The 19,776-nt window shown below is 64.9% G+C and carries 19 protein-coding genes and 1 pseudogene; 8 read left to right on the forward strand and 12 right to left on the reverse strand.

Annotated features, from left to right (window positions below; all coding sequences use genetic code 11):
• Positions 1-9: 9 nt before the first annotated feature.
• Positions 10-822 (reverse strand): transporter substrate-binding domain-containing protein, encoded by an 813-nt coding sequence (locus tag VAR608DRAFT_RS08805; RefSeq protein WP_231973368.1) that lies wholly within the window; start codon positions 820-822, stop codon positions 10-12.
• Between the two features lie 355 nt (positions 823-1,177).
• The gene (locus tag VAR608DRAFT_RS08810; RefSeq protein ID WP_088953722.1) at positions 1,178-2,032 is read right to left on the reverse strand and encodes a DUF2272 domain-containing protein; all 855 of its coding nucleotides are present in this window, start codon (positions 2,030-2,032) and stop codon (positions 1,178-1,180) included.
• Between the two features lie 184 nt (positions 2,033-2,216).
• On the opposite strand from VAR608DRAFT_RS08810, the gene VAR608DRAFT_RS08815 reads away from it, so the two are divergent.
• The 3 genes from VAR608DRAFT_RS08815 to VAR608DRAFT_RS08825 all read left to right on the forward strand — a co-directional run bounded on the left by VAR608DRAFT_RS08815 (position 2,217) and on the right by VAR608DRAFT_RS08825 (position 3,895).
• Positions 2,217-2,756 (forward strand): DUF4231 domain-containing protein, encoded by a 540-nt coding sequence (locus tag VAR608DRAFT_RS08815; RefSeq protein WP_088953723.1) that lies wholly within the window; start codon positions 2,217-2,219, stop codon positions 2,754-2,756.
• Positions 2,757-2,831: 75 nt separating this feature from the next.
• On the forward strand, positions 2,832-2,972 hold the full coding sequence (locus VAR608DRAFT_RS08820; RefSeq protein WP_157730746.1) for a hypothetical protein: 141 nt from the start codon (positions 2,832-2,834) through the stop codon (positions 2,970-2,972).
• An 8-nt stretch (positions 2,973-2,980) separates the two neighbouring features.
• Positions 2,981-3,895, forward strand: a complete 915-nt coding sequence (locus tag VAR608DRAFT_RS08825) for a bestrophin family protein (protein ID WP_088953725.1) — start codon at positions 2,981-2,983, stop codon at positions 3,893-3,895.
• A 3-nt stretch (positions 3,896-3,898) separates the two neighbouring features.
• On the opposite strand, the gene VAR608DRAFT_RS08830 is transcribed toward VAR608DRAFT_RS08825, so the two are convergent.
• Both VAR608DRAFT_RS08830 and VAR608DRAFT_RS08835 read right to left on the reverse strand, forming a co-directional pair.
• Positions 3,899-4,096: a hypothetical protein gene (locus VAR608DRAFT_RS08830; protein WP_088958688.1), complete on the reverse strand. Its 198-nt coding sequence runs from the start codon at positions 4,094-4,096 to the stop codon at positions 3,899-3,901.
• 73 nt (positions 4,097-4,169) lie between these two features.
• Positions 4,170-4,397 (reverse strand): annotated as a pseudogene (locus VAR608DRAFT_RS08835) (IclR family transcriptional regulator); the annotation flags it as partial.
• Positions 4,398-4,439: 42 nt separating this feature from the next.
• Between VAR608DRAFT_RS08835 and VAR608DRAFT_RS38475 the strand changes: the two are divergent.
• Together VAR608DRAFT_RS38475 and katG are read left to right on the forward strand one after the other, a co-directional pair.
• Complete coding sequence (locus VAR608DRAFT_RS38475; RefSeq protein ID WP_443082926.1) at positions 4,440-5,066, forward strand: hypothetical protein; 627 nt, start codon at positions 4,440-4,442, stop codon at positions 5,064-5,066.
• A 127-nt stretch (positions 5,067-5,193) separates the two neighbouring features.
• Positions 5,194-7,413: a catalase/peroxidase HPI gene (katG, locus tag VAR608DRAFT_RS08845; protein ID WP_088953726.1), complete on the forward strand. Its 2,220-nt coding sequence runs from the start codon at positions 5,194-5,196 to the stop codon at positions 7,411-7,413.
• A gap of 128 nt (positions 7,414-7,541) precedes the next feature.
• On the opposite strand, the gene VAR608DRAFT_RS08850 is transcribed toward katG, so the two are convergent.
• Entirely contained in the window at positions 7,542-8,231 is a 690-nt protein-coding gene (locus VAR608DRAFT_RS08850; protein ID WP_088953727.1) for an iron-containing redox enzyme family protein, read from the reverse strand.
• Positions 8,232-8,633: 402 nt separating this feature from the next.
• On the opposite strand from VAR608DRAFT_RS08850, the gene ltrA reads away from it, so the two are divergent.
• Positions 8,634-10,142, forward strand: a complete 1,509-nt coding sequence (gene ltrA / locus VAR608DRAFT_RS08855) for a group II intron reverse transcriptase/maturase (protein ID WP_231973370.1) — start codon at positions 8,634-8,636, stop codon at positions 10,140-10,142.
• A 101-nt stretch (positions 10,143-10,243) separates the two neighbouring features.
• Here the strand turns inward: ltrA and VAR608DRAFT_RS08860 are convergent, their stop codons facing one another.
• From VAR608DRAFT_RS08860 to VAR608DRAFT_RS08870, 3 genes are read right to left on the reverse strand one after another with little or no spacing between them, the layout of a single operon-like run.
• On the reverse strand, positions 10,244-11,275 hold the full coding sequence (locus VAR608DRAFT_RS08860) for a cupin domain-containing protein (RefSeq protein ID WP_088953728.1): 1,032 nt from the start codon (positions 11,273-11,275) through the stop codon (positions 10,244-10,246).
• A 51-nt stretch (positions 11,276-11,326) separates the two neighbouring features.
• Complete coding sequence (locus tag VAR608DRAFT_RS08865; RefSeq protein ID WP_231973372.1) at positions 11,327-12,259, reverse strand: DMT family transporter; 933 nt, start codon at positions 12,257-12,259, stop codon at positions 11,327-11,329.
• A gap of 2 nt (positions 12,260-12,261) precedes the next feature.
• Positions 12,262-13,134 carry an NAD(P)-dependent oxidoreductase gene (locus tag VAR608DRAFT_RS08870; protein WP_088953729.1) on the reverse strand — a complete coding sequence of 291 codons (873 nt, stop codon included), beginning with the start codon at positions 13,132-13,134 and terminating at the stop codon, positions 12,262-12,264.
• A 120-nt stretch (positions 13,135-13,254) separates the two neighbouring features.
• Between VAR608DRAFT_RS08870 and VAR608DRAFT_RS08875 the strand changes: the two genes are divergently transcribed.
• Positions 13,255-14,109, forward strand: coding sequence for a LysR family transcriptional regulator (locus VAR608DRAFT_RS08875; protein WP_088953730.1), 855 nt, complete (start codon positions 13,255-13,257; stop codon positions 14,107-14,109).
• A gap of 42 nt (positions 14,110-14,151) precedes the next feature.
• On the opposite strand, the gene VAR608DRAFT_RS08880 is transcribed toward VAR608DRAFT_RS08875, so the two are convergent.
• Complete coding sequence (locus tag VAR608DRAFT_RS08880) at positions 14,152-14,541, reverse strand: hypothetical protein (RefSeq protein WP_088953731.1); 390 nt, start codon at positions 14,539-14,541, stop codon at positions 14,152-14,154.
• Between the two features lie 200 nt (positions 14,542-14,741).
• Between VAR608DRAFT_RS08880 and bamA the strand changes: the two genes are divergently transcribed.
• Positions 14,742-17,129 (forward strand): outer membrane protein assembly factor BamA, encoded by a 2,388-nt coding sequence (bamA, locus tag VAR608DRAFT_RS08885; protein WP_088953732.1) that lies wholly within the window; start codon positions 14,742-14,744, stop codon positions 17,127-17,129.
• Between the two features lie 13 nt (positions 17,130-17,142).
• On the opposite strand, the gene bamC is transcribed toward bamA, so the two are convergent.
• The 3 genes from bamC to VAR608DRAFT_RS08900 all read right to left on the reverse strand — a co-directional run bounded on the left by bamC (position 17,143) and on the right by VAR608DRAFT_RS08900 (position 19,771).
• Complete coding sequence (bamC, locus tag VAR608DRAFT_RS08890) at positions 17,143-18,252, reverse strand: outer membrane protein assembly factor BamC (protein ID WP_088953733.1); 1,110 nt, start codon at positions 18,250-18,252, stop codon at positions 17,143-17,145.
• Positions 18,253-18,344: 92 nt separating this feature from the next.
• Positions 18,345-19,217 (reverse strand): EamA family transporter, encoded by an 873-nt coding sequence (locus VAR608DRAFT_RS08895; protein ID WP_088953734.1) that lies wholly within the window; start codon positions 19,215-19,217, stop codon positions 18,345-18,347.
• Positions 19,214-19,771, reverse strand: a complete 558-nt coding sequence (locus VAR608DRAFT_RS08900) for a phosphonate degradation HD-domain oxygenase (RefSeq protein ID WP_088953735.1) — start codon at positions 19,769-19,771, stop codon at positions 19,214-19,216. The genes VAR608DRAFT_RS08895 and VAR608DRAFT_RS08900 overlap by 4 nt, the downstream gene beginning before the upstream one ends.
• Between the last annotated feature and the right edge of the window lie 5 nt (positions 19,772-19,776).

The following is a 19,776-nucleotide window of genomic DNA, read 5'->3' on the forward strand; positions in this document are numbered from 1 at the left end:
GCCGAGCCCTCAGAATTTGACTTCTGGCGGGAAGGCGCTCTCGGGCACGCCGGCGAGCTTTTCCATGTTCGTCAGGATGACCTTTCGAACTTCGCCCTTGGCTCGAACATCCGCCAGCCATTCGTTGGCCGCCTTCTGGAATGCCGGGTCGCTTTCCTTGCGGATGCCGATGCTCACGGGGGCGGTGTACACCGGCTGCGGGATGTACATCGTCCCGAGCGTGGCGCGCTTGACCAACAGCGGCTGCGCAAGCAGGACCACCAGGATCTGGCAATCCGCACGGCCGGACTGCAACGCCAAGGTCGCTGCGCCGCTGTTTTCCAGGCGCGTCACGTCGGCCTTGGTCAGGATCTTCGAGGCGAGCTGGTCGTGGCTGGAACCGACATCGACCACGATCTTGTTGCCCGGAGCGTTCAGTTCTTCCCAGGACTTCGAGGGAAAGCCCTTGCGACAGACGACCGTGTACGTGTTGTCGAAGAGGGTGTCGGTGAAGTTCACCACTTCCCTGCGGGCGGGCGTGGGCGCCATCCCGTACATGGCGTCGATCTTGTTGGACTGCAGGTCCAGGACCGCGTTGCCCCAGGTCGTCTCGACGTACTCGACCTTGGCACCCAGCTTCTTGGCGAGGCTTTCGGCGAAGTCGGGGCCGAAGCCTTCCCACTTTCCGCTGGCCAGGTCCTTGTTGAAGTAGGGAACGGCTCCCGCGACGGCGCCGACCCGAAGAACCTTGGTGCGCTGAACGCGGGCCATCGTGGATTCGGCATCCTGCGCAGCGCTGATCCCGACCGTGCCGAGGGACGCGAGCGCGACCAGGGCGTTCAAGAAAAATCGTTTCGTTATCACGGCAACATCTCCTAGCAAAAAGCTCGCCATTGTTTGATTTGGAAACACCGTTTCCCTGGCAGCCGAAGTCTAGGACTGGAGTCGGTCAGGGTGTAGGCGACACATCGTCATTGTGCGGCCTGGTTTTCGACGTTCCGTTGAAATACTCGTCATTTCGTCGGCGAGCTTGGTTCGGACTTCGTCGGTGTTGCGTAAAACTCATGAAGTAAGGGTTCCCACCCTCATTCCTCGCGTTGACTCGCAACCTGGAACGACCAACCCGGTGCATGCTGCACCAACGGGCCCGGCCGCAAAAGTGGTGAAAACCTGAGGTTTGCTCAGCCGCAGAGGTGCGTCAGGCGCGGTTCGACATCAGCGCGATGACCTCGCCTACGAGCTTGCCGTCTGCGATGCGCTGGTTCGCAGACAGGAAGCCGCCGTTGTCGAGCTGGTAGCGCGTGGCGTAGACCGTGTTGCGGACGTTGCCGCCGATCGCCAGGCACAGGTTCGGCCCGACCGCCACCACGATGTCGGTGTGGCTGGGCCACTCGGGGTTCTGCGGCGCGGCGAGGAACTGGTCGTAGCTGTGCGGATCGCTGCGCCAGTTCGCGATGATGTCGCCGACCAGCGGCTTCTGGTTGTCGCGGCGCACGCCCCAGAAGGTGGATGTCATGTCGCCGCTCGCCATGGCGCGGATCGAGGACCAGATGTAGCGCGCGTGCCCCGTCGATTCCGGAAAGTTGCCGTAGGCCTCGAAGCCCTTGGCCGCGGCATTGCGCACCATCAGCGAGATCGCGACCGCCGACCAGGGCATGTCCTGGTTCTTGCCGGTGAAGTTCTGGCCGAAGTGCTTCCACATCGCGCCGATGAAGCTGCTGAAGGGTTCCTTGTTCTCCTGCCCGTTGCCGTGGTCGAAGCGGATCCACTGCGCGATGGCCGCATCGGCCAGCGCCTCGCGCGCATCGTTTTCGAGCGGACGGAAGGTGGGCTGCGGCGGCGGGTTCCAGGCCGCGGTCTTCTGGAGTTCGCTGACCGAAAAGCCTTCGATCTCCCTGCCCTCGACGTCGGTGCGCACATGCACCCAGCCCGCAGGCCCGTCTTCCAGGTCCTCGACCGGGTGCCCGAGTTCGAGCGTCGCGAGGATGTTGTTCGCCTGCGTCGTGGTTCCCGAACGCACGTTGATGGCTTCGACACCGACCTTCTTCTGCATCGCCGTCTCCTCGCGCAGGTGGGGTAGGGCATCGTTCAGGCTTTCGGGCGGGGTGTCAATCCGGATCGGGTCCTAGGATGAACACGCCCCTCTAGGCCGTTCGGGGTATCGGGCCGCCCCCCGGGCGGGTTCGATGCGATGATGCGGGGACTTCCGGCCGACCGGAACGAGGAAGGAGTCGTCCATGGCCGCTGATCCTTCAAACCTGCCGCAGCAGGTCGAACCCGCCCTCGAGGCGTCGTCGCAGCGCGTGGCGCCGCTCACGCCGGTGCCCCAGGCCACTCAGCTGCAATACGTCTACCAGGCGATCGACGCGCAGCTGCGGGACCGGGAGCCGCGCGCCAACTGGTACCGGGTGTCGAGCTTCGTGACGCAGCTCGCGATCGCCGTGCTCTCCGCGGCGATCACCGTGATCACGGGATTCCAGGTGGCAGGCGGCGCCGGACTCGGCGCGCTCGCGACCAACGTGGTGCTGGTGCTGAGCGCCGCGGTGACGTTGGTCACGCTGGTCAAGACCTTCTATGCGCCGCGCGAGCTGTGGATCGCGCTGCGCACCTATTGCAGCGACCTGAAGGACCTCAAGGAGAAGCTGGAGTTCGCCGAGCGCAGCCCGGACTTCGAGACCCGCCGCGACCAGGTCGCCGGCGACGGCTTCGCCGAATACCAGCGGCTCACGGAGGCGTACGAGCAGACCTGGAAGGGCATCCGCGAGCAAGACAAATAGGTGACGGGCGCGCGGCGGGCCGGTGCGTTCCAATCGGGCGGAACCCACGCCGCCCACACCGAGAAGGAGACATCGATGCCCACGTCCGCCCCCTTGTTTTCGCTGGCCGGCAAGGTCGCCATCATCACCGGCTCGTCGCGCGGCATCGGCCGTGCGATCGCCGAGCGCATGGCCACGCGCCGGCTCGGCCGCGTGGACGGCGGCGTGACCTGCTGAGCCGGCGCATGATCGTCCGCCCGCGCCCGAACTGGTTCCGCATGCTGTTCGTCTGGCGCGGCTCGGTGCTGCCGGTGATCCTGCCCCAGCTGCTCGCGACCACCGCCTTCGCGATCCTCGTCACGCTGCTGCACGGGCGCGTGTTCGCGTGGAAGATCCCGCTCAACTTCGTGCCGTTCTCGCTCATCGGCCTGACCCTGGCGATCTTCCTGGGCTTTCGCAACAGCACGAGCTATGCGCGCTACTGGGAGGCGCGCACGCTCTGGGGCCTGCTCCTCAACGAGACGCGCGCGCTGCTGCGGCAGGCGCTGACCCTGGTCGATCCGCCATCGGATGCGTCCACGCTCGCGGCGCGGCTGATCGCGTTCGTGCATGCGCTGCGGCACCAGCTGCGCATGACGGACCCGAGCGCCGATCTGGAACGATTGCTTCCGGCGCAGGATTGCGCACGCCTGCAGACCGCGCTCTACAAGCCGGCGATGCTGCTGCTGATGGCCGGCGAATGGCTGCGCGACCGCCGTCAGGCGGGCCAGCTCTCACCGGCGCTGGTGCAGGCCATGGAAATACCGCTCGGCCGGCTGACCGAAGCCCTGGGCGGCTGCGAGCGCATCGCTGGCACGCCGATCCCGTTCACTTACTCGGTGATCATCCATCGCACGATCTATCTGTACTGCGTGCTGCTGCCCTTCGGGCTGGTCGATGCGATCGGGCCGACGACGCCGGTGATCGTCGCCTTCATTGCCTACACCTTCTTCGCGCTCGAAGCATTGGGCGCGGAGATCGAGGAGCCCTTCGGCACCGAGCCCAACGACCTCGCGCTCGATGCGATGTCGGCCATGATCGAGTCGACGCTGCGCGAGATGATGGGCGAGGCGCAGCCGCCGCAGTCCGGGCTGGCGCCCGGCGAGTTCATCCAGACCTAGACCTTAGTAGCGGTACGGATCGTACGGAAGGCGGTCGTAGCGGTCCGGCACGCCGTCGCGGTCGTAGTCGCGCCGCCAACCCGGCGGCGGCGGGGCATGGCGGCTGTAGTAGGCGCCCGGCGGCGGACCGGCGTCGTAGGGAACAGCCACGCAACCGGCGAGGGCGGCAGCGGCCAGGAGGAGTGGAACGAGGACTTTCATGCCAACCAACTTGCCCTCATCCATGCCGTGCCGACACCGGCGCATCCGCCCGACTTCGGGTAGGCGCATGCCGCTAGTTGCCCCGGGCGTTTGCGGCTGATGGGGCGTGGCCCAGCTTGGCGCTCGTAGCCTCGGCTTCGCGCAGCACCGCCGTCGCGATCACGCCGTCGGCCGAGGGATCGAAGCCGCCGCTCGCGCCGAGCGCGGTGATCACCGCGCACACGCGGCCGGTGAAGTCGTAGACCGGGGCCGCCACCGCGCTGATGCCGCGCAGATAGACTGGCCGCGCTGCTCGCCATGCCCGAAACGGGTAACCAGGTGTATCCCTGCGGCCCGAAGTCGCATGCTGTCGGCGCTCGAAAGCCATTGCGCCGCGTGGCCCGAGGACACGCTGCATATCGAACATTTCGAATCGACCCTGCGCACGCTCGACCCTTCGCGCGAGCAGGCCTTCGACGTGGAGCTCAAGGATTCCGGTCACAGGCTTGTCAGCAAGCAGGTAGATGCTGGCGACAAAATGAAGCCCTTCCCAGTTTCCGAAGGAGGGCCGGTGGCCCCTGTTGACTATTCCCGCAAGCCGACGACCGTGTACGTGGCGGTCGCGCTTCTGTCCGTTGCGCTCGCTGTCGACCTGGTCTCCTGGCTCATCGCGCTGAACGAGCTGCCGGGCGAAGGCCAGGCCTACGGGCTGATGGTCGTCGCGGCGGTGATGCTGGTGGTCGCCTACCTGCTCTGGCGCATCGTCGGGCGGGCGCGGTGGGCGGCCATCGTGCTGACCATCCTGCTGCTGGTGCTCGAGCTGCCGAATCTCCTGGACCTCGTCACCGGCGGGATCGACCAGCCGGTGGCCGAAGGCGACCTGCTGTTCGAAGCGGCCGAGGCGCTGCTGTGCCTGATCGGGGTCGCGCTGCTCTGGACGAAGCCGAGCCGCAGGTGGTTCTTCCCGCGCATCCAGCGCGCCAGAAGGTAGGCAAGCACACCGGCAGCCTGACCGTCAACGCTTGCTATCGTTGCCATAGTCGTTTTTGGTCGCACCCGAACGGCTTCTGTCACAGAATGCCCTTTCCTCCCTCGATACATCCTAAGGAGTGGCATCCATGAGTAGCGAAAAGACTGTAGACAAGACGGAAGCCAAGTGCCCGTTCAGCGGGGCCGGCGGTGGAACCACCAACCGCGACTGGTGGCCGCAGCAACTGCGCCTCGACCTGCTTCATCAGCATTCCTCCAAATCAGACCCCCTCGACGGCGACTTCGACTACGCGAAGGCCTTCAAGAGCCTCGACTATGCGGCGCTCAAGAAGGATCTCGCCGACCTGATGACCGACTCGCAGGACTGGTGGCCGGCGGACTTCGGCCACTACGGCCCGCTCTTCATCCGCATGGCCTGGCACAGCGCAGGCACATATCGCATCGGCGATGGACGCGGAGGCGGTGGCCGCGGCCAGCAGCGCTTCGCGCCGCTCAACAGCTGGCCGGACAACGTCAGCCTCGACAAGGCCCGTCGCCTTCTCTGGCCGATCAAGCAGAAGTACGGCCAGAAGATCTCCTGGGCCGACCTGATGATCCTCTCCGGCAACGTGGCCCTCGAAACCATGGGCTTCAAGACCTTCGGCTTCGGCGGCGGCCGACCCGATGTGTGGGAGCCGGACCATGACGTGTCCTGGGGCCGCGAGACGACCTGGCTGGCCGACGACGTCCGCTACGGCAAGGACGGCCAGACGCCCCCTAAGACGCGCAACCTCGAGAATCCGTTCGGGGCCGTGCAGATGGGCCTGATCTACGTCAACCCCGAAGGCCCGGAAGCCAGCGCCGACCCGATCGCCGCGGCCAAGGACATCCGCGACACCTTCGGCCGCATGGCGATGAACGACGAGGAAACCGTCGCGCTCATCGCCGGCGGCCACACCTTCGGCAAGACGCACGGCGCCGGCCCGGCCAGCAACGTGGGACAGGTACCCGAAGCGGCCGGTCTCGAAGAGCAGGGCCTGGGCTGGAAGAGCGCCTACGGCACCGGCAAGGGCGCCGACACCATCAGCAGCGGCCTGGAAGTCACCTGGACCACCTCGCCGACGAAGTGGAGCAACAGCTACTTCGAGAACCTGTTCGGCTACGAATGGGAGCTGACCAAGAGCCCGGCCGGCGCGAAGCAGTGGGTGGCCAAGGGTGCGCAGGCGACCATTCCCCACGCACACGATCCGTCGAAGAAGGTGCTGCCGACCATGCTGACCACCGACCTGACGATGCGCATGGACCCGGACTTCGAGAAGATCTCGCGCCGCTTCATGGAGCATCCCGACGAGTTCGCGGATGCCTTCGCACGCGCATGGTTCAAGCTCACGCACCGCGACATGGGGCCGATCGCCCGCTACCTCGGCCCCGAAGTGCCGGCCGAGCGACTGATCTGGCAGGACCCGATCCCGAAGGTCGACCATCCGCTGGTCGACGCGAAGGACATCGCCGCGCTCAAGAAGGACGTGCTGGCCTCGGGCCTGACCGTGCCGCAACTCGTCTCGACCGCATGGGCGTCGGCCTCGACCTTCCGCGGTTCCGACAAGCGTGGCGGCGCAAACGGCGCGCGCATCCGTCTCGCGCCGCAGAAGGACTGGGCCGTCAACCAGCCGGACCAGCTCGCCAAGGTGCTGCAGACGCTGCAGGGCATCCAGGAGAAATTCAACGCCGCGCAAAGCGGCGGCAAGAAGATCTCGCTGGCCGACCTGATCGTGCTGGCGGGCAATGCCGCCGTCGAGAAGGCTGCCAAGGACGCGGGCCAGGATGTCACCGTGCCGTTCTCGCCGGGCCGCGGGGATGCGTCGCAGGACCAGACCGACGTCGAATCCTTCGCGGTGCTGGAGCCGGTGGCCGATGGCTTCCGCAACTTCGTCAAGGCACAGTTCGCCGTGCCGGCCGAAGCACTGCTGATCGACAAGGCACAACTGCTGACGCTCACCGCGCCGGAGATGACGGTGCTCGTCGGCGGCCTGCGCGTACTGGGCGCCAACGTCGGCGGCAGCAAGCACGGCGTCTTCACGCAGAAGCCGGGCACCCTCAGCAACGACTACTTCGTCAACCTGCTCGACATGGGCACAGAGTGGAAGCCCACCTCGGACGCCAAGGAGCAGTTCGAAGGCCGCGACCGCAAGACCGGCAAGGTCAAGTGGACCGGCACGCGCATCGACCTCGTCTTCGGTTCGAACTCGCAACTGCGTGCGATCGCGGAGGTCTACGGAAGCGCCGACGGCAAGAAGAAGTTCGTCGATGACTTCGTGGCGGCTTGGACCAAGGTGATGAACCTCGATCGCTTCGATCTGGGGCGCTGAGGCGGCGTCGCGAGTTGACCGTCGATCGGGCGGGCCGGTGCATTGCCGGCCCGCCTGAGTTTTTTTGCTCCCGCCCATTTTTGTCCATCAGCGGCCCCCAGCTCCCAACTTTGATGGCCTCCCTGGCACTACGCGTCCATCACCATTTCGGCTTCGAAGATGTTGGTCCAGAACTGATCCCAAGCGGCTTTGCTCTTTTCATACCCGATCCGGATTTCATCCTCGCATTCGGGCGAACGAGCGATTTCTTCATCGATGGCCGCGCGCAACTTCAACCGATGCTGGATGTCGACGTCGCCGATATGAATTCTCCAGAAGCGCCAATCGACGCGATCTGACATAGCTTCGATTGCGGGATTGCGGCTGAAGTGGGAGTACATGGCAGAGAGGTAGAGCTGACACAAACATTCGCCGCCTAGGCCGCGGAGACCGACACCTTGAGTCGACGACTCTGTCTCCATCAACGAACTGATCCCTTCGAGCAGCTTCACGTTGCTCGGAATCGGCTGGCACCCTCTGGCGTCAACGCCGACGCTGGCAAGGAAACTGTCGTACAGGTCTGGGTGCGCATGGGTGGGCGATCCATCGCCAAGTTCTTCGCTCAGGAACTCGGCGAGCAAAGATCGCAGCTTGCCAAATGGCAGGCGGTGCACCAGCAGGGCCATGTCCGCAATGTAGTAGATCGTGAAGTATCGGTACTGCACGAAGATTTTGCGCAGGGATTCGATGGGCAGGGTCTGCAGTTCCTTCAGCTTTCGGTCGGCGATGAACTCGGCCTCCGTCTTGCTCGAATCGGCGAGCTTCCAGAATTGTTGCATTTGTGTCTCCTGTGCGCCGGTCAAAACCGGCAAAGTGTTGTGAATGAAAGTTTCATACGTTGAAGGCTTAGCCAGCTACGGCGGCCCCGAGTCATGCGTGCACATCCGCGAGGGTGTGGGCGAAGCGTTGATAGGGGGACGAGCGGGCCGGGTATCGAGCCGCGTAATACATGCCCCGTGGCGACAGCTGCGGGTGGTCCGGGGTGCCGAGGCAGTAGGAGAATGCCGAAGGTCACACCGTCGCTGCCGCATTGGCGAGGCAGAGGCGGACCCCGCGCGGTCAAAGACCCCGAGCACGCACGCAAGCACTTTGTTCGGGAACCGGGAGATCCCGCGTCCTTCTGCGCAGCGCTGGGAAGCGCTGGCTGCAGAGCGCATCGTGAAGCCCAAGGGCGTACGACGATGAGCCACAGGCGCGGGAAGTCGGACTGCTGCGTAGTACCGAAGAAGCTGCCGAACAAGGCTGCGGGGGAAGCTCCTGCGGCGGCGGAGGTGGTGGAGGGAAGGCGGCAGGCCAAGGGAAATGCCATCGCGGCGCGCATGTCCCGCAGATCGGTGCGGGTCTATGACATGGGAACCGCGCTCGATGGCATACGACAGACGGCAAAGGGCCGTCGTGATGCGAGGTTCACGGGACTGCTGCATCACATCTACGCGGTCGAACGCCTGCGGGCGGCTTACCTCGCGCTCAAGCGCGACGCGGCCGCCGGGGTGGACGGCCAGACCTGGCAGACGTACGGACAGGACCTGGAGGGCAATCTCCTGGAGTTGTCCGAGCGGCTGGCCCGAGGGGGCTACCGGCCCCAGCCTGTGAAGAGGGTGTACATCGACAAGGCCGACGGCAGCAAGCGCCCGCTGGGCGTGCCGGCGCTGGAGGACAAGCTCGTCCAGCGTGCCACGGTCGAAGTGTTGAACGCCATCTACGAGCAGGACTTCCTCGGGTTCAGCTACGGCTTCAGGCCCGGGCGCAGCGCGCACAACGCGCTGGATGCCGTGGCGGTGGGTGTGGGCGCAAGGAAGGTGAACTGGATACTCGATGCGGACATCGCCAAGTTCTTCGACACGATCGAAAGGGACTGGCTGGTGAAGTTCATCGAACATCGCGTGGCTGACACGCGCGTGGTGCGGCTGATCAAGAAATGGCTGCACGCGGGCGTGCTGGAGGACGGCAGGCTCACGCAAGGTGAGTTGGGGACGGTTCAGGGCGGGAGCATCAGTCCGCTGCTGGCCAACATCTACCTGCACTATGCGTTGGACCTGTGGGTGAAGCAGTGGAGGGGGCGCCATGCCCGGGGTGACGTGATCGTCGTGCGCTACGCCGACGATTGGGTTGCGGGGTTCCAGTTCCGTGATGACGCCGAGCGCTTCCAGCGCGCGGTGGCCGAGCGGCTGGGCCAGTTCGGGTTGAAGCTGCATCCCGAGAAGACGCGGCTGATCGAGTTCGGGCGCTTCGCCCACGAGAACCGACGCCGCAAGGGACAAGGCAAGCCGCAGACCTTCGACTTCCTGGGGTTCACGCATTGCTGCGGGACGACCCGAAAGGGCAAGTTCATGGTCCTGCGACTCACCAGTGCCAAACGCCTGCGAGCCAAGCTGCAGGTGATCAAGCTCGAACTCAGAAGGCGCATGCACCAACCCATCCCGGAGCAGGGCCAGTACCTGCGGGCGGTGGTGACTGGGCATGCGCGCTACTTCGGCGTGCCGTGCAACGGCGCGCGGCTGAGGACATTCCGCCATCAGGTCGTCGGGCTGTGGCATCGCACGCTGTGCCGCCGCAGCCAGAGCCACGACCTGCCTTGGCGACGCATGTATCGCTTGATGGCGCGCTGGCTGCCTGTCCCGAACATCTGCCACCCCTACCCGAACCAGCGTCTGATCGTCATGACCCAAGGCAGGAGCCGTATGCGGTAGCTCCGCACGTACGGATCTGTGGAGGGGGTGTTGGGTGACTGACATTCCTACTCTGACTGATTGGTAGTAGTTAGTAATGAACATGGTGGCGCCGCAGCTCGTCAGATCTTGTCGTACCTTCCTATGTAAACCTGATTGGTCAAGTAGTAGTCGGTGATGGCTAGAAGAACCAACTCCTCCGAGCCCGTGTTATGCGTTTGATGAATGGCCCAGCGCGGAGAAAAAACCGCATCGCCCTGCTTCACAGGAACCCAGGTGTCGCCAACCAGGATTCGACCCGCGCCCGAAATGAAGTAGAACAGCGTCTCATGCGCGTGCTTGTGGCGATTGTTGAACTTACCAGGCGGGATCCGTACGACTCGGGGATCCAGCACCTCGGCCGTCATCGGGTAGCGCTCGACAGCGAAACGGATTTCACGGGTGTCGTCCGCTTCTTCGAACATGATCTCGCCCATGCCAGGATGGAGCGCTATCGGCGGCTCATCGCTGCGTTCAAGACTGCGCCTGGCCTGAATCCGGTTTGACGCGGCTTCCAGCCGATTGAATCGGAGGGCAGCATGCAGGTCGGCGAGGAACTTCAGCTGGCAGACAATCAGGTCCTGCGCGGCCTTGTCCTCGGTAGCCACGGGGCCGGTCGACTTGCCGTGACGCACGGGCTCCACGAGATGGTCACCATCGTCGATTGCCGCTCGAATGATGGACTTCTCAACGGCCGTCAGGACCTGAAATCCGAAATCGACGTGCGCCCGAATCATGGCACTGCGCGTACGGGCAGGGGCGCTATTGAACAGTTCTTGTCCCGACGTGACAAAGTGTTTGGCAAAAGTCGGCGCGGTAAGGTCTGTCACCCTCGCTGGACTGACCTTGTCAGTCGCTGTGTTGAACCGGTCGACCAAATGCTTTCCGAAGAAGACGGCCGCATATGCCAGCGGGTCATCGCCCTCATTGTGAGGTGCTTGTATGACAGGGCCATCAAGCATGGCGGCGAAAGCCCAATTGAGAATCGGGACCAAGAAGGCGCGGTCCTGCGCTGTCGTCCAGCCAGCGCTGAGGGCCCTCAGCGTAGATGCTTCGTTGAGGTCTGAGGCTGGAGGGTCGATTACCGACGTGTCCGTCGCCTGTTCTGCAGTCATCTGATAGCTCCCTTATCTGTCCGTTTTCATGAGGTGCGCGAAAACGCGCACTCAAGGCTGGACTGGTTTCGGCCTATCCCCAGTGACAACCAGCGCCACGCCGACCATTACCAATGCAATGCCGACCGTCGTCAGTAGCGCGGGGATTTCATTTAGCACGACCATGGCGATCAAAGCAGCAAGCGACGGCGCCAGGGCGCCGAAGATCGCAGCCCGAGGTGCCCCGAGCCGGCGCACTGCTTCAGTGAAGAAGTACATCCCCAGGATGGCGACGGCGATACCTTGGGCGACGACCTGAAAGCCCACGACCGCTGGCGGTGCCGAGAAGATGTTGGGCGACAGCAAGAAGAAGTAAATCGGCGCGAAAAGCACGGCCGAGCAGACATTGACCAATGCCGTGGCGTGCCAGGGGCTGATGCCCGATTGCCTTTGCGCTACGGTAAAGCTTGCAAAGCACAGGCCGGCAAGCAGAAAGAGCAGGTCGCCGCGCCATTCGCCTGCAGTTCGATTGGCAAATAGCGCGTAGCCACTGATGCACAGGGCGCCCGCGATGACCGTGGCCAGGCCTGCCAGCTGTTTCTTCGAAAAGACCTCTCCGAAAAGCAGCCTCGAAAGCACGACCACCCATATGGGCATCATCCCGATCATGAGGGCGGCCACATGCGAGGCGGGTGCAAACTGCATTCCGAACGAGCCGAGCATCATGAACGGGACCCCGGCACCGAGGATCATCACCAGAAGCCGCACCAGTCCGATCTTTTTCAGGCCCAGTCCGTGCCGCACCAGGATGGGCCACAAGAGCAGGGCCGAAACACCAAAACGCAGGAAGGTCACGTCGTGCGGCCCCAGTGTGGTGGTGACTGCGAAGCGGGTTGCAACAGACCAACTCGCCCAGATGAAGGCGGTCGCCAAGCCGCAGAGCACGCCCATGGTCAAGGGCCGCCGGCCCGACGTGCCGGCCGGAGAAATCGGCACGGCGGGCATGGCTAGCGTCCCCGACGCAGGATCTTGAGGATAGCGATTGCGTCGTCCTGGGCTTGCCCGGCCTGCATTGCCTCGTTGAAGAGCGCGCGATTGGCATTGGCGATCGGCAGCCAAAGTCCGCGCTGTGCAGCTTCGTCGCACACCAGGCCAATGTCCTTGGCGACGTGGCGAACCGGGGCTTGTTGGGTGAAGTCGTCGCTGGTCAGCTTGGAGACCTTGGAGCGCAAGACATCGTTGGCCAGCGGACCGGCCTGGGCCATTTCCAAAAACTCGCGAGCATCCAGACCGATACCCTGAGCGAAGTGTGTTGCTTCCGAAATCGCTTCGAACCAGGCAATCAGGAGCAGTTGGTTGGCTAGTTTCATGCGCATGGCCATCGGCACGACCCCGCAGCGCACCGTCTTCTTGCCGATCGCATCGAACAAGGGCTGTACTGCGTCAATGTCGTCCGGCTCGGCCGCTGCGGCGAGGATGACCAACTGTGCATTCTCTGCAGGCTGCTTCGAGCCCGAGACAGGTGCTTCGACATAGCGGGCGCCCGCGGCCATCAGCCTGGCGCCGAGATCGAGCGAGTAGGCCGGCGCGACTGTTGCCATCAACACAATCGTCTTGCCTTGGACCGGTGCACCTATCGCACCATCTGCGCTGCGTTCGAGCACCTCGTCCACCTCGACATGGCTCGGAACCATGAGCACTGTCACCTCGGCAAACTCGACGAGTTCCCGCGCTGACCCCAGGACTTCGATGCCGAGCGAGCGCAGGGGCTCGCAGCGTTGCGGGCTTCGATTGAATACGGCGACCTGATGGCCAGCCTTCCTGACATGGCGAGCCATTGGCTCGCCCATCACCCCTATACCAATGAGGCCGATCTTCATTTCTCTATCCCCATCCCTGACGACGATCTCAAGCGGACCGAATGGTGCGGAATGTACGGAAGTTGATCGATACTGAAAAATGATTTATATCGAAGCAATCGTTCGAAAAAACCGATTTACATGGAACTGAGTGATCTGCAGATTTTCAGGACCGTCGTACATGCTGGGGGGGTTGTCCGGGCAGCGGAGATCCTGCACCGCGCTCAGTCCAGCGTGACGGTACGAATCCAGGTTCTGGAGGAGAAGCTGGGTGTCGAGCTGTTCTTTCGCGAGGGCCGTCGAATGCAGCTTTCCCCCGCGGGGAAGATCTTGGCTGGGTATGCGGATCGTCTGCTGGACCTGGCCCAGGAAGCATCAGAGGCAATCAAGCAGAACCAACCCACCGGGGTTCTCCGGCTTGGCGCGATGGAGAGCACGGCTGCGGCGCGCCTCCCGACGCCATTGGGGCGGTTCCATGAGCTCTATCCGGATGTGGCGCTCGAGCTCTATTCAGGCGATCCTCGCGATCTGATCCAGAAGGTGCTGAACTCAGAACTTGATGCAGCCCTTGTTGCAGATCCGATATCTGATCGTCGGCTCGAGTCTGTGCCCATCTATGAGGAAGAGCTCGTGATCGTGGCCGATGCCAAGCATGCCCAGATCAACTCGCCCAAGGACGTTCTCCACCGCTCGATTCTGGCGTTTCATCCCGGCTGTCCTCATCGAAGGCGACTCGAAGATTGGTTCGCACGCTCAGACGTGTTCCCGGATCGGATCGTAGAGGTCGGCTCCTACCACTTGATCCTGGGGTGTGTTGCAGTCGGAATGGGCGTAGCCCTGGTCCCGCGCAGCGTGCTGAGTACCTATGTCGACAGCTCCAGGCTGAGTGTGCATCGGCTGAGGTCGAGATTCGGGCATGCCACTACGCGGCTGGTTTGGCGAAGGAATGCACCCCAGGCGAAGATTCTGGCATTGGCTCGGGTGCTGAAAGAGTGACCCCGGCGATGGGCCTCGCGAACCGCTTCTGATCGCGGGCGTCTATCCGGGCGCGAATGAACCCGGCAGGCGGTCCGCAAGAATCGCGCGCGCCCGCAGTGCCGCCTCGACCACGAGGCCGGCATCCTGCGCGCAACTCTGCAGTGCGCGTTCGCCTTCATCGGCCTGTGCGTTCACTGCGCTGTCGAGCAGCGCCCGGCTCACTTCCAATGCCGCCGACGCAACCGCCAGGCACAGATGCAGCCCGGCATCGGTGCGCTGTTCGATGGCGATCTGCCGCGCTGCGTTTTGCTCGCGCCGGGTGCAATCGCTTGCGATGCCGACGAGGCGCGGGTGAGGCGCGCCTTCGACGATCTGCGGGCTGAAGAGTTCCAGCATCACGTCATCGACGGCGCATCGTGCGCGTCGGATCTTGTTGGCGGTAGGGCTCATGGCGTCGGCTCGGCGGAAAGAAGAAAAGCGAGCCGCGAATCTAGAAAGCGAATGCGGACAAATCGGGGAGCGGCCTCCCCAATCTCTCCTCAATCGGCGCGCACCATTGCCCGGATGCACGCATCGTTCGTTTCGTACGGCAGGCCCGGCCTGCATTTCCCCGCCTATCCCATCACCGAAATCCTGGAAGCTGCTGCCGGATGAGGCGCGCCATCCTGGCCCTGGCGTCGACGCTGCTCGCATCGACCAGCTGGGCCATCGAACCATTCACCGTCAAGGACATCCGCGTCGAGGGCCTTCAGCGCGTCGAGGTCGGGACCGTCTTCGCCACGCTGCCGGTACACGTCGGCGACACCTACACCGACGAGACCGGCGCGAGCGCGATCCGCGCGCTCTTCGAGCTGGGGCTGTTCAAGGACGCGCGCATCGACGTGGTCAACAACGTGCTCGTCGTGATCGTCGAGGAGCGCCCCACGGTGGCCGATGTCGACTTCGTCGGCGCCAAGGAATTCGACAAGGCGGCACTGGTCAAGGCCCTGCGCGAAGTCGGACTCGCCGACGGGCGCCCCTTCGACAAGGCACTCGCCGACCGCGCCGAGCAGGAGCTCAAGCGGCAGTACGTCAGCCGCAGCCTCTACAACGCGCAGATCGTGACCACGGTCACGCCCGTCGAGCGCAATCGTGTGAACCTCACGTTCACGGTGACCGAGGGCGAGGTGGCGCACATCCGCGAAATGCACATCGTCGGCAACAGGGCCTTCAGCGAGAAGACCCTCTTGAACCTGTTCGACCAGGACGGCGGCACGATGCTGAGCTGGTACACCAAGTCGAACCAGTACTCACGCGCCAAGCTCAACGCCGATCTCGAGACGCTGCGCTCCTACTACCTCACGCGCGGCTACCTCGAGTTCAACATCGACTCCACGCAGATCGCGATCTCGCCCGACCGGCAGGACCTGAGCATCACGGTCAACATCAGCGAAGGCGAGAAGTACGTGGTGTCCGGCGTGAAGCTCGCAGGCACCTACTTCGGACGCGACGACGAGTTCAAGTCGCTGGTGCAGATCCGGGTCGGCGAGCCCTACAACGCCGAGCAGGTCGACGCGACCGTGAAAGCCTTTACCGACTATTTCGGCAGCTTCGGCTATGCCTTCGCACAGGTGCGGCCGGTGCCCGAGATCGATCGCGACAAGGGCCGCGTGAGCCTCACGCTGCAGTCCGAGCCGTCGCGCCGCGTGTCGGTGCGGCGCGTGGTCGTGTCGGGCAACGACCGCACGCGCGACGAAGTCATCCGCCGCGAGTTCCGGCAGTTCGAGGCCTCCTGGTACGACGGCGACAAGATCAAGCTCTCGCGCGACCGCGTCGACCGGCTGGGCTATTTCAGCGACGTCGACGTGCAGACGCAGGAGGTCCCCGGTGCGCCGGACCAGGTCGACGTGACGGTCAACGTCAAGGAAAAGCCCACCGGCAGCCTGCAGATCGGCGCGGGCTATTCGTCGACCGACAAGGTCTCGCTGACCTTCGGCATCACGCAGGAGAACGTCTTCGGCTCGGGCAACTACCTGGGGCTGCAGGTGAGCACGAGCTCGTACAACAAGTCGATCTCGCTGACCGCGACCGATCCGTACTTCACCAAGGACGGCGTCTCGCGCACGCTGAGCGTCTTTCACACCACCACGCGGCCCTATTACTCGGCCGACGGCAACTACAAGCTGACGAGCGAGGGCGGCTCGATCCGCTTCGGCGTTCCCTTCAACGAGTTGAACACCGTGTATTTCGGGCTCGGGCTGGAGCGCTACAGCTTCTCGCCGGGCAGCAACGGCACCTACACGCTGGTCAACGGCTCCTACGTCTACACCGCGACGCCGCAGGCCTATCTGGACTACTTCCAGTGCTCGGGCACGGTGCCGAGCGTCGTCTGCGCGCGGCCCAGCGTGATCGGCGTGCCGGCCACCATCGGCTGGTCGCGCGACGACCGCGACAGCGCGCTGGTGCCCACGCGCGGGCGCCTGCAGTCGGCCAGCCTCGAAGTGGGTGTCGGCTCCGAGATGCGTTACCTGAAGAGCCAGTACAACTACCAGCAGTACGTGCCGCTGTCCAAGCAGTACACGCTGGCCTTCAACGGGCAGCTGGGCTACGCGACGCCCTATGGCGACACGACCTACCCGGTCTTCAAGAACTTCTATGCCGGTGGCCTCGGTTCGATCCGCGGATTCGAGCAGAACTCGCTCGGCCCGGCCGATGCGGTCACCGGCGGCGCGCTCGGCGGCACGCGCAAGGCGATCTTCAACATGGAGCTCAGCACGCCGTTCCCGGGCGCGGGCAACGATCGCTCGCTGCGGCTCTACGGCTTCTTCGATGCGGGCAATGTGTTCTCCGCCCGCACCGCGTCGATGACCGATGCGCAGTGGAGCGCGCAGAACAAGCTGCGTTCGTCGGCCGGCATCGGCATCAGCTGGATCTCGCCGCTCGGGCCGCTGCGCCTGGCGTACGCGCTGCCGATCACTTACCAGAAGCTGGACGAGGCCAACGGCATCGCGGCCGACCGGCTCCAGCGCATCCAGTTCCAGATCGGCACTTCGTTCTGAAGCCGGCGGTGCGCTACTGAAGATCCGCCGCGATCACCTGCACGATGCGCAACGCATCGGCGGGTGCGACGGTGGTGTTCGCGCGGCCGACGACCGTCACCGCGCTCGTGTCGTTCTCGCTGCGCACCTGGATGCCGAGCTTGAGCGGCGCGGCCACCGGGCCCGGATGCACGAAGTCGACCAGCTTCGCGAAGGCGCCGGGCTCCTTTCCATTGGTCGGCGGCACGTAGCGCACGAAGTAGGTGCCTTCGCTGCGGTTGCGGTCCTCGACGGTGAAGCCGGTGCGGTCCAGCGCGAGACCGACGTGCCGCCAGGCGAGGTCGAAGTTCTCGGCCAGCTGCAGCGTCGGCTGGCCCTTGGGATCGACGATCTGCGGGCCGCGCTTCGGTGCGACGGGAGCTTCGGTCGTGATGGCGGTGGCGGTCTGGCCGGGCACATCGCCGAGGCGCGCCATCAGCCGGCGCAGCCATTCGGCTTCGAGCTCGGCATCGGCAGGCGCAGCGCGCCACGTGGTGTGGCCGTCGCGCGAGGTGTCGGCGATCTCGCGCATGCCGCGATGGCTGACGTAGATCTCGGTGCCGCCGGCGGTCTGTTCCAGCCGGGTGCGGAAGCGGTCCATCTCCGCGGCGCCCTGCGAGAGCTCCGTCGCCGAAGAGAGCGAAGCGAGCGTATCGCGAACCATGCCGGTCGGCACCTTGGCGTGACTCTCCGCCCAGTCGGTCTCCATGATGCGGCGCTCCGGCTGGTCGGTGTCGAGCACGAAGCCGTTGTCCTGCCAGAACTTGCGCAGCGGCTCCCAGAGCTGCTCCGGCGTGCGGCCGACCACCAGCCAGCGGTGCTGGCCCTCGCTTTCCATGCGCACGTCACCCAACGCGCTGGGCGCGGTGGAGGGGGCGGCTGCCTGCGGTCGCGCGGCGTGGTAGTCGCTGGCCGATGCGACGCGCGCGGAGGCGGTGTCGCCCTGGCCGTGCATGAGTTGCGTGACATCGGGGGGTGTGGCCAGCGTGCTGGCCTTGGCCTTGGTGGTGCTCTGGTAGCGCAGGTTGTCGTCCTGCGGCGTGCTGCATGCGGCCAGGCCCACGCTGATGACGCACAAGGCGAGACGGGAAGGTGTGAAGCTCATCGGATCTTTCGGGATTCGGACCCGCGAAAAGGGGGTCGCGCGCACGCGATCCTGACGAACGAATCGGGAGAAAGCTGGGAGACCCTTCGGCCTCAGCCGAAGCGCAGCGCGATCACGCCCGCCACCAGCACCGCAGTGCCCGCCGCCCGATGGCGTCCGAACGCCTCGCGCAGCCAGACCGTGCCGATCACCGCCGCGAACAGCACCGAGGTCTCGCGCAGCGCGGCGACCGCGGCGACGGGCGCGCGCGTCATGGCCCAGAGCGCAATGCCATAGCTGCCGACCGAGGCCAGCATCCCGACGCATGCGAGCTTCCAGCGCCCCGCCATGTACGCCAATGCAGCGCGTCCCTGGCCGGCCTCGCGACGACGCCACATGACCAGCAGCATGTAGGGGATGCCATCGAAGAGGAACAGCGTTGCCAGATAGGCCGCCGCGTTGCCCGATGCGCGCACCCCGAGACCATCCACCACCGTATAGACCGCGATGATCGCGGCGTTGCTCAGTGCGTAGCGCACCGCCTTGCCGCGATGCCCTTCGGCTGCGTGCAGGCTCGCGGGAGACAGGCTCAGAAGGATCACGCCGGTGCAGATGGCTGCGACGCCTCCCCAGGCCATCGGGGAGAGGACTTCGCCGATCACCGCATGGCTGCAGAGGGCAACGAGCAGCGGGGCGCAGCCGCGCATCAGCGGGTAGGTGAGGCTGAGGTCCCCATGCTTGTAGGCGCCCGCGAGCGCGATGTAGTAGCCGATGTGGACCAGCGTCGAGGTGATGATGTACGGCCAGGCTGCGGCCGGCGGAAAGCCGGTGACCGACAGCAACGGCACCGCGACGATGAAACCGAGGCTGTGGATCAGCGCGGTATCGAGCGACTTGTCGGGCGCCGACTTGATCAGCGCATTCCAGCTCGCGTGCAGCAGCGCGCCGAACAGCACGGCGAGCACGATCGGGCCGGTGAGCGTCACGCGGCGGCGCCCGTCATGCAGCGTCGGGCGCGAGCCAGGTAGTGCGCGAGATCGGGCGTGGCGTGGTTGCGCTTCTTTGCCTTGTCATCCCAGAGCCGCAGCCGAACCGCGTCTTCGGCATGCGGGCGGCCGATGAATTCGCGTGCCTCGTCGGCCGAGAACACGCCGCCCTGCAACACGAGGCTGCGCCTGGAGTCCTCGGACAGCCCGGCCCAGTACGCGGGCCGCGTGGCGCACAGGTAGCGCTTGGCATCGACATGCCAGCGGATCGCGTCGAGCACGCGATCGGAGAACGTGCCGCGCAGGAAGGGCAGGGCGAAGAACTGGTGCTGGTCGTCGATGCCGCGCAGCGACGGCGTCTCGCCCTGGTCGTTCAGCAGGTGGCCGAGATCGTGCAGCAGCGCGGCGGTGACGAGCTCGTCGTCCGCGCCTTCCTCTTCGGCGAGGCTGGCGCTCTGCAGCGCATGCTGGAGCTGGGTCACGGGTTCGCCGCTGTACTGGGCGCCGCCCTTGTCGCGGAACAGGGTCTCGATGTCGGCGAGCGTCAGTGCCATGGTGT

This window comes from Variovorax sp. HW608 (assembly GCF_900090195.1).
Classification (GTDB): Bacteria; Pseudomonadota; Gammaproteobacteria; order Burkholderiales; family Burkholderiaceae_C; genus Variovorax.